An 8260-nucleotide genomic window follows, 5' to 3' on the forward strand; every position below is an offset into this window, starting at 1 on the left:
CCCCGGCTGGCGGCACACCCTCACCCCCGACGGCACCCTCACCGTCACCACCCCCACCGGCCTGACCGCGACCACCACACCCCCGCCCTACTGAGCGGGCGGCTTCTACCGAGAAGGCGGCGCCTCTCCCTGCGTGCGGCGGGTCCGACCAAAGCCGGCGCGGCGGGCTCCGTCGTTCGTGACACTGCAGGTCTGACGCGAGACCCGCCACGGCATCTCCGTGGGGCAGGCAGCGAGGAGACCCGGGTCTGGCCGGCGGGCCGGCGAGGTGTCCCGGCCGCGGTTCCAGACCTCCGGCAGTGGCGCCAGCAACAGACCCGGATCGGCGTAGGGCAGCACGGGCCGGTCGGTCACCAGCCCGACGTGCAGCGCCCGCACGGGAGCCAACCGCCCCCACGGCGGGCAGGTCAGGCGTCGAGGAGACTCCGGGCGTGGTCGGCCGCGGGGCCGGCGAGGCGCCCGGCCAGCTCGGCGAACAGGTCGGCGGCCCGGGCGCCGTTCCAGTCCTCCGGCAGCAGCGCCAGCGGCAGGCCCGGATCGGCGTAGGGCAGCACCCGCCAGTCGGTCACCAGCCGGACGTGGTCGGCGAAGGCACGCGCGGGCTCGACCGGCCGGTCCGGTGGCGCGCGGTGCAAGGCCGGGGTGTGCCGGTCGAGGAAGCCGGCGTAGCGCCCGTTCAGCGCATCGAGGTCCCACCACCGCGCGACGGCGGCCCGCGCCTCGTCCGCGGGCACGCCCGCCCGCGAGAACAGCTCCACGTACCCCGCCAGGCCCCGCCGGCGCAGCACCTCGTGCACCTCGTCGTCCAGGTGCCCGGGAGCGATCCACACCCCCGGCGCGACGGTGCCGAACCCGAGGCGGGTGAGCTCCGAACGCAGCCGGTGGCGGCGCTCGCGCTCGGACTCGGGGACGGAGAAGACGGCGAGCAGCCACCCGTCGTCCACGGAGGCCCGGCGTCGGCCGAAGATCCGCGCGTCCCCCTCGGTCAGCACCTCGAGCGCCTCCGGGGTGAGCGCGTACCCGGCCAGGTCGCCGGTGCGGCGGGCGTCGAGCAGCCCGCGCCGCTTCAGGCGGGAGATCGACGAGCGGACGGCGGGCTCCTCCACCCCGAGATCGGCCATCAGCCGGACGACGGCGGCGACCGAGAGCCAGCCCCCGCGCTCCCGGGCGTAGAGCCCGTACAGCGACACGATCAGCTGGCGGGGCTGGAGGACGACGGGGCCCGGCGCCGCCGCCTCCTCGACGGCGGTCACGCGCACACGATAGCCACGCGCCGCGCCGCGCGAGCCCGCGCCGACGAGCCCGGCATCTCGCCCCGTTGACTACCGTCAGCGCAGCGCCATACTGGCCGCAGGGTGCGGCCCGGCCGGACCCGGCGACCGCAGGGAGGTCCGTCCCATGACGCTGAGCGCCCCGCTCCTCTCCCCCTCCGCCCACGTCGACTCCTTCTGCCGCGACCACCTGCCCCCGCCAGGGCAGTGGCCGGTCATCGACCTCGGCGACCTCGGCTACCCCGAGCGGCTCAACTGCGCCACGGAGCTCCTCGACGGCACGATCGCCCGGTTCGGCCCCGAACGCCCCTGCGTGCGGGCGCCCGGCGGCCCGGCCTGGACCTACGGGGAGCTGCGCGACCGGGCCGACCGCATCGCCGGCGTGCTCGCCGAGGAGCTGGGCGTCGTCCCCGGCAACCGGGTGCTGCTGCGCGGCTTCAACGGCCCCGACCTGGTCGCCTGCTGGTTCGCCGTCCTCAAGGCCGGCGCTGTCGCGGTCACCACGATGCCGGTGCTGCGCGCCGGCGAGCTCGCCACCATCGGCGAGATGTGCCGCCCGGCCGTCGCGCTGTGCGACGCCCGGCTGACCGACGACCTCGCGCGCGCCGCCGTCCCCGGGCTGACCGTCGTCACCTACGGCGGCGAGGGCCCCGACGACCTCACCGCACGGGCCGCCGCGCGCGGCCCCGGCGGCTTCCCCGACGTCGCCACCGCGGCCGACGACGTGGCGCTCATGGCGTTCACCTCGGGCACCACCGGCCGGCCGAAGGCGACCCTGCACTTCCACCGCGACGTGCTCGCCATCGCCGACACGTTCTCCGCCGAGGTCCTGCGGCCCGAGCCGGACGACGTCTTCACCGGCAGCCCGCCCATCGCGTTCACCTACGGCCTCGGCGGCCTGGTGGTCTTCCCGCTGCGCGCCGGCGCGAGCGCGCTGCTGCTCGAGCACCCCTCCCCCGACCTGCTCGCCGACGCGGTCGCCGAGCACGGGGCCACGGTGCTGTTCACCGCGCCGACGGCCTACAAGGCGATCGTCGCCGGTGGGCGCGGGCACCGGCTGGCCGGCCTGCGCCGCGCGGTGTCGGCCGGCGAGTCGATGCCGGCCGCCGTCTGGCACGGCGTGCACGAGGCCAGCGGGGTGCGGGTCATCGACGGGATCGGGTCGACGGAGATGCTGCACATCTTCATCGCCGCGGCCGACGACGACATCCGCCCCGGGTCGACCGGCCGCGCCGTCCCCGGGTACACCGCCGCCGTCCTCGACGACGACGGCCGGCCGGTGCCCGACGGCACCGAGGGGCACCTCGCCGTCCGCGGCCCCACCGGCTGCCGCTACCTGGACGGCGACCGGCAGGAGGTCTACGTCCGGCACGGGTGGAACTACACCGGCGACACCTACGTCCGGGACGCCGACGGGTACTTCACCTACCGCGCCCGCACCGACGACATGATCATCTCGGCCGGGTACAACATCGCCGGGCCGGAGGTCGAGCAGGCGCTGCTGAGCCACCCCGAGGTCGTCGAGTGCGCGGTCGTCGGAGCACCGGACCCCGAGCGCGGCACGATCGTCAAGGCGTTCGTCGTGCTCAACCCCGAGCGCACCCGCGAGGTGCCGGCCGAGGAGCTCCAGGCCCACTGCAAGCAGGTGATCGCGCCGTACAAGTGCCCGCGCGCGGTCGAGTTCCGCACCGAGCTCCCCCGCACGAGCACCGGCAAGCTGCAGAGGTTCCGGCTCCGGTGAGCACCGGCATGCGCATCGCGGTGGTCGGCGGCGGGCCGGGCGGCCTCTACCTCGCGGCCCTGGCCAAGCAGCTGGACCCGGCGCGCGAGATCACGGTGTGGGAGCGCAACGCCCCCGACGACACCTTCGGCTTCGGCGTCGTCTTCTCCGACGAGACCCTCGGCGGCATCGAGCACGCCGACCCGACGGTCCACCGGGAGATGGAGCGGCACTTCGCCCGGTGGGACGACATCGACGTCCACCACCGCGGCCGGGTGACCACCTCCGGCGGGCACGGGTTCGCCGCGATGAGCCGCAGGGAGCTGCTCGCCGTCCTGCAGCGCCGCTGCGCCGACCTCGGCGTGCCGGTGCACTTCCGCACCGAGGCGCCAGACCCCGAGCAGCTGCGCCGCGAGCACGACCTCGTGGTCGCCGCGGACGGCGCCCGATCGGCGCTGCGCACCCGCTACGCCGACGTGTTCCGGCCGACGTTCGAGACCCGCCGCTGCCGCTACATGTGGCTGGGCACCGACCTGGTCTTCGAGGCCTTCAAGTTCTACGTCGAGGAGACGCCGCACGGCGTCATGCAGATCCACGGCTACCCCTACGACCGCACCGGCAGCACGTTCATCGTGGAGTGCCACGAGGAGGTGTGGCAGCGCGCCTTCGGGGACGTCGCCGCTCTCGACCTGCCGCCCGGCGAGAGCGACACCAAGTCGATCGCGCTGGTCGAGCAGCTGTTCGCCGGCGTGCTCGGCGGCCACCGGGTGTTCGCCAACAACTCCAAGTGGCTGAACTTCCTGTCCCTGCGCAACGAGACCTGGCGGCACGACAACGTGGTGCTGCTCGGCGACGCCGCGCACACCGCGCACTTCTCCATCGGCTCCGGCACCAAGCTGGCGATGGAGGACGCCCTCGCCCTGGCCGCCTGCCTGCACGAGCAGCCGGACGTCGACGCCGCGCTGTCGGCCTACGAGGCCGAGCGCCGGCCGGTGGTGCTCTCCACCCAGCGCGCCGCCCAGGCCAGCCTCGAGTGGTTCGAGGACATCGGCCGCTACGTCCACCAGGACCCCGAGCAGTTCGCGTTCAACATCATCACCCGGAGCCGGCGGGTCACCCACGACAACCTGCGGCTGCGCGACCCCGAGTTCGTGGCCGGCGTCGACGCCTGGTTCGCCCGGACCCAGTCGGAGCCGGCCCAGCCGCGCCCGCCGATGTTCCACTCGTTCCGGCTCGGCGGCCTGGAGCTGAAGAACCGCGTGATCGTCTCGGCGATGGACATGTACTCGGCCGTCGACGGGCTGCCCACCGACTTCCACCTGGTCCACCTGGGCAGCAAGGCGCTGGGCGGCGCCGCGCTGGTGATGACCGAGATGGTCTGCGTCTCCCCCGAGGGCCGGATCACGCCCGGCTGCACCGGCTTCTACACACCGGACCAGGAGGCGGCCTGGACCCGGGTGGTCGACTTCGTTCACGGCGCCACCGACGCGCGGATCGGCGTCCAGCTCGGGCACTCCGGCCGCAAGGGCTCGACCAAGCTGATGTGGGAGGGCATCGACGAGCCGCTGCCGGAGGGCAACTGGGACGTCGTCGGCCCCTCGGCCGTCCCCTACTCCCCCGCCAACGCCGTGCCCCGCGAGCTGTCCGAGACCGAGCTGTCGGTGATCCGCGAGCAGTTCGTCGACAGCGCCCGCGCCGCGGCCCGGGCCGGCTTCGACGTCCTCGAGCTGCACTGCGCGCACGGCTACCTGCTGTCGTCGTTCATCTCGCCGCTGGCCAACCACCGCACCGACCGCTACGGGGGCCCGCTCGAGAACCGGCTGCGCTTCCCGCTGGAGGTCTTCGACGCCGTCCGCGCGGCCTGGCCGGCGGAGCGGCCGATGACCGTGCGCATCTCGGCGACCGACTGGTGCGAGGGCGGCACCGACGTCGACGACGCCGTCGCCGTGGCCCGGGCCTTCGCCGAGCACGGCGCCGACGGCATCGACGTCTCCACCGGCCAGGTGGTGAAGAACGAGCGGCCGGCCTTCGGCCGCAGCTACCAAACGCCGTACGCCGACCGGATCCGCAACGAGGTCGGCCGCGAGTTCGGCGTCGCGGTGATCGCCGTCGGGGCCATCTCCAGCTGGGACGACGTCAACTCCATCCTGCTCGCCGGCCGCGCGGACCTCTGCGCGCTGGGCCGGCCGCACCTCTTCGACCCGCAGTGGACGCTGCACGCCGCCGCGGACCAGGGCTACACCGGGCCCGGCGCGCAGTGGCCGGCGCCGTTCCGGGCCGGCAGCCGACCGCCGCAGACCGGCCGCACCGACGGCCCGCGGCCGCGGCTGCAGCTGATCCGGACGGGCGGGACGGGCACGCGGCACGCACGCTGGCGGCCGTGAGCCCCTCTCATCCCCTGCTGCGCATCGGCGGGCCGGCGCTGTTCGTCCTGCTCTGGAGCACCGGGTTCGTGGGGGCCAAGTACGGGCTGCCCTACGCCGAGCCGTTCACCTTCCTCGCGCTCCGGCTGGCCGTCGCGGCCGCGCTGCTGGCCGGTCTGGCCCTGGCGCTGCGCTCGGCCCGGCCCGCACGGCCCGCCCAGTACGGGCACGCCGCGCTGGTCGGGGTCCTGCTGCACGCGGGCTACCTCGGCGGGGTCTTCTACGGCATCTCCCTCGGAGTACCGGCGGGGGTGTCGGCGGTGGTGGTCAGCCTGCAGCCGGTGCTGGTCGCGGTCCTCGCCGCCCGCCTGCTCGGTGAGCGGGCCAGCGCCCGGCAGTGGGCCGGCCTGCTGCTCGGGGTGGCCGGCGTGGCCCTCGTCGTCGGACCGGGCGTCGTCTCCGCCGGGTCGACCGCACCCCTGCCGGTCACGGGGGTGCTCGCCTGCGTCGTCGCCCTCGCGGCCGGGACCGCCGGCACCCTGTACCAGAAGCGGCACGGCGACACGGTGCCGCTGGTCTGGGGCACCGCGGTCCAGTACGCCGCCGCGTCCGCGCTGCTGCTGGCGATCGCCCTCGCCACCGAGGACCTGACCATCCGGTGGACCGGTGAGTTCGTCGCGGCGTTCGTCTGGCTGGTCGTCGTGCTCTCCCTGGGCGCCGTGCTCCTGCTGCTGCTCCTGCTCCGCCACGGCACGGCGGCCGGCGTGTCCAGCCTGTACTACCTCGTCCCGCCGGCCACCGCGGTGGAGGCCTACCTGCTCTTCGGTGAGCGGCTGTCGGCCGTCTCGCTGGCCGGCATCGCGGTGACCACGGTGGGGGTCGCGCTGGTGGTCGCCCCCGCGCGCCGCCGTGAGCCGGCGGCGACCTGACGGTTCATCGGGCCAGCCGCGCGGCGACGTCCTCCCGCAGTGCCTTCTTGTCCACCTTGCCGACCTTGGTGGTGGCCAGCTCGCCGACCACCTCCAGCCGCTCGGGCCACTTGTAGCGGGCCACCCCGGCGGCGGCCATCGCGTCCCGCAGCTCGGCGAGGGTCAGCGCGGCACCGGGCCGGAGGACGGCGTACAGGCAGACCCGCTCGCCGAGGTCGGCGTCCGGCATCGCGACCGCGGCGGCCTGGGCCACCTGCGGCAGCGCGTAGGCGAGGTTCTCCACCTCCTCGGCGCTGATCTTCTCGCCGCCCCGGTTGATCATGTCCTTGTCCCGGCCCTCGACGACGAGGTTGCCGTCCGGCCGCCGGCGGACCACGTCCCCGCTGCGGTACCAGCCGTCCGGCGTGAAGGCGCGCGCGTTCTGCTCCGGCGCCCGGTAGTAGCCGCGCGGCGTGTACGGGCCGCGGGTGAGCAGCGCGCCGGGGACGCCGTCGGGCAGGTCCGCCCCCGCCTCGTCGACGATGCGCACCTCGTCGCCCGGGCTCAGCGGCCGGCCCTGGGTCGCGCAGACGACCTCCTCGGGGTCGTCGAGGCGGGTGTAGTTGAGCAGCCCCTCCGCCATGCCGAACACCTGCTGGAGCGTGCAGCCGAGGACCGGTCGGACGGTGCGGGCCACCTCGTCGGCCAGCCGCGCGCCGCCGACCTGCAGCAGCTCCAGCGAGGCCAGCTGCCCGGACCCGGCCTCCGCGGCGTGCGCCAGCCAGCGCTGGGCGACCGCGGGCACCGCGGCGGTGACCGTCACCCCCTCCTCGGCGACGACGGCGAAGGTCCGCTCCGGCTCCGGGGAGGGCAGCATCACCACCCGCCCGCCGGCCAGGAGCGTGCCGAGGATGCCGGGGCAGGCCAGCGGGAAGTTGTGCGACGCCGGCAGTGCGGTCAGGTACACGGTGCCCGGACCGAGGCCGCACAGCTCGGCGCTGGCCCGGGCGTTGTAGGCGTAGTCGTCGTGGGTCCGGGCGATGAGCTTGGGCAGCCCGGTGGTGCCGCCCGACAGCAGGAAGACCGCCACGCTCCGGGCGGCGGGCTCGTCGGCGTCCCAGCGGGTGCGCACCGCGGCGGCGTCGTCCGGCTCGGCGCACAGCGCGGTGAGGTCGAGCGAGCCGGGCGCGACGGGGTCGCCGACGACGAGCACCGACCGCAGCGTGTCCGACCCGGCCACCAGGTCGGCGGCCATCGCCTGGTGGTCGAAGCCGCGCAGCGTCGAGGGGACGGCGAGCGCCGCGGCCTCGGCGTGCGCGGCGAGGTACGCCAGCTCGTGCCCGCGGTGGGCGGGCAGGGCCATGACCGGCACGATCCCGGCCCGCAGGCACGCCATGGTGAGGACGACGAACTCCCAGCAGTTGGGCAGCTGGACGACGATGCGGTCCTCGCGGGCCAGGCCCAGGTCGTCGACCAGCCGGGCGGCCAGCGCGTCGGCCCGGGCGGCCAGGGAACGGGAGGTCAGCCGGACGTCGCCGTCCACCAGCGCGATCGCGTCGGGCCGGGCGTCGGCGGCCTCGATGAGCTCGGCGCCCAGGGCGCGGCCCCGCCACCACCCCCGCTCGGCGTACTCCCGCGCCAGCTCCTCCGGCCAGGGCACCGTGCCCTCGGCGAGCCGGCTCACGGCCGCAGCTCCCCGGGCCGTGCGGCGACCAGGTCGGTGCGGCCGGAGAGGACGGCGGTCGTCGCGACGTCGTCGTCGGCGTCCTCCACCAGCAGGCTGAGCGCGCCGTGGTCGAGCCGGGCCGCCTCGCACAGCAGCCGCCGGGTCAGCGGGGTGCCCCCGGCGACGGCCACGAGCGCGGTGCCCGCCCGCACCCCGGCCGCCACGGCCTCCAGCGCCGGCGGCAGGTCGGACTCGTCGTCGGGGGCGGCCACGGCCAGGGCCCAGGGCGCGCCGCCGGCCGGCCCGGGCGCCAGCGGGAGGGCCGCGCCGGG

The 8260-nt window shown here is 75.7% G+C and carries 6 protein-coding genes; 3 read left to right on the forward strand and 3 right to left on the reverse strand.

Translation table 11 applies throughout. From position 1 onward, the window contains the following. Positions 1-407: 407 nt before the first annotated feature. Positions 408-1253, reverse strand: a complete 846-nt coding sequence (locus tag MY526_RS26700) for a PaaX family transcriptional regulator (RefSeq protein WP_436695868.1) — start codon at positions 1251-1253, stop codon at positions 408-410. Positions 1254-1398: 145 nt separating this feature from the next. On the opposite strand from MY526_RS26700, the gene MY526_RS26705 reads away from it, so the two are divergent. The 3 genes from MY526_RS26705 to MY526_RS26715 are packed head-to-tail and all read left to right on the forward strand — an operon-like array spanning position 1399 to position 6283. Further along, positions 1399-3012, forward strand: coding sequence for an AMP-binding protein (locus MY526_RS26705; protein WP_436705463.1), 1614 nt, complete (start codon positions 1399-1401; stop codon positions 3010-3012). Then, positions 3009-5375: a bifunctional salicylyl-CoA 5-hydroxylase/oxidoreductase gene (locus tag MY526_RS26710; RefSeq protein ID WP_436705464.1), complete on the forward strand. Its 2367-nt coding sequence runs from the start codon at positions 3009-3011 to the stop codon at positions 5373-5375. Before MY526_RS26705 ends, MY526_RS26710 begins: the two co-directional genes overlap by 4 nt. Next, positions 5372-6283, forward strand: coding sequence for a DMT family transporter (locus tag MY526_RS26715; protein ID WP_436705465.1), 912 nt, complete (start codon positions 5372-5374; stop codon positions 6281-6283). Before MY526_RS26710 ends, MY526_RS26715 begins: the two co-directional genes overlap by 4 nt. A 4-nt stretch (positions 6284-6287) precedes the next feature. On the opposite strand, the gene MY526_RS26720 is transcribed toward MY526_RS26715, so the two are convergent. Together MY526_RS26720 and MY526_RS26725 are read right to left on the reverse strand one after the other, a co-directional pair. Continuing rightward, a complete protein-coding gene (locus MY526_RS26720; RefSeq protein ID WP_436705466.1) occupies positions 6288-7946 on the reverse strand; it encodes a (2,3-dihydroxybenzoyl)adenylate synthase in 1659 nt (552 codons plus the stop codon). Further along, positions 7943-8260 (reverse strand): hypothetical protein (locus MY526_RS26725; protein ID WP_436705467.1); only part of this gene is annotated, 318 nt, incomplete at its 5' end. The genes MY526_RS26725 and MY526_RS26720, both read right to left, overlap by 4 nt.

The organism is Geodermatophilus sp. CPCC 205761, assembly GCF_051383655.1.
Classification (GTDB): Bacteria; Actinomycetota; Actinomycetes; order Mycobacteriales; family Geodermatophilaceae; genus Geodermatophilus.

Bases quoted from the DNA above. Each gene is read 5' to 3' on its own strand.
- MY526_RS26705 (WP_436705463.1), top strand. From the start codon at position 1,399: ATGACGCTGAGCGCCCCGCTCCTCTCCCCCTCCGCCCACGTCGACTCC.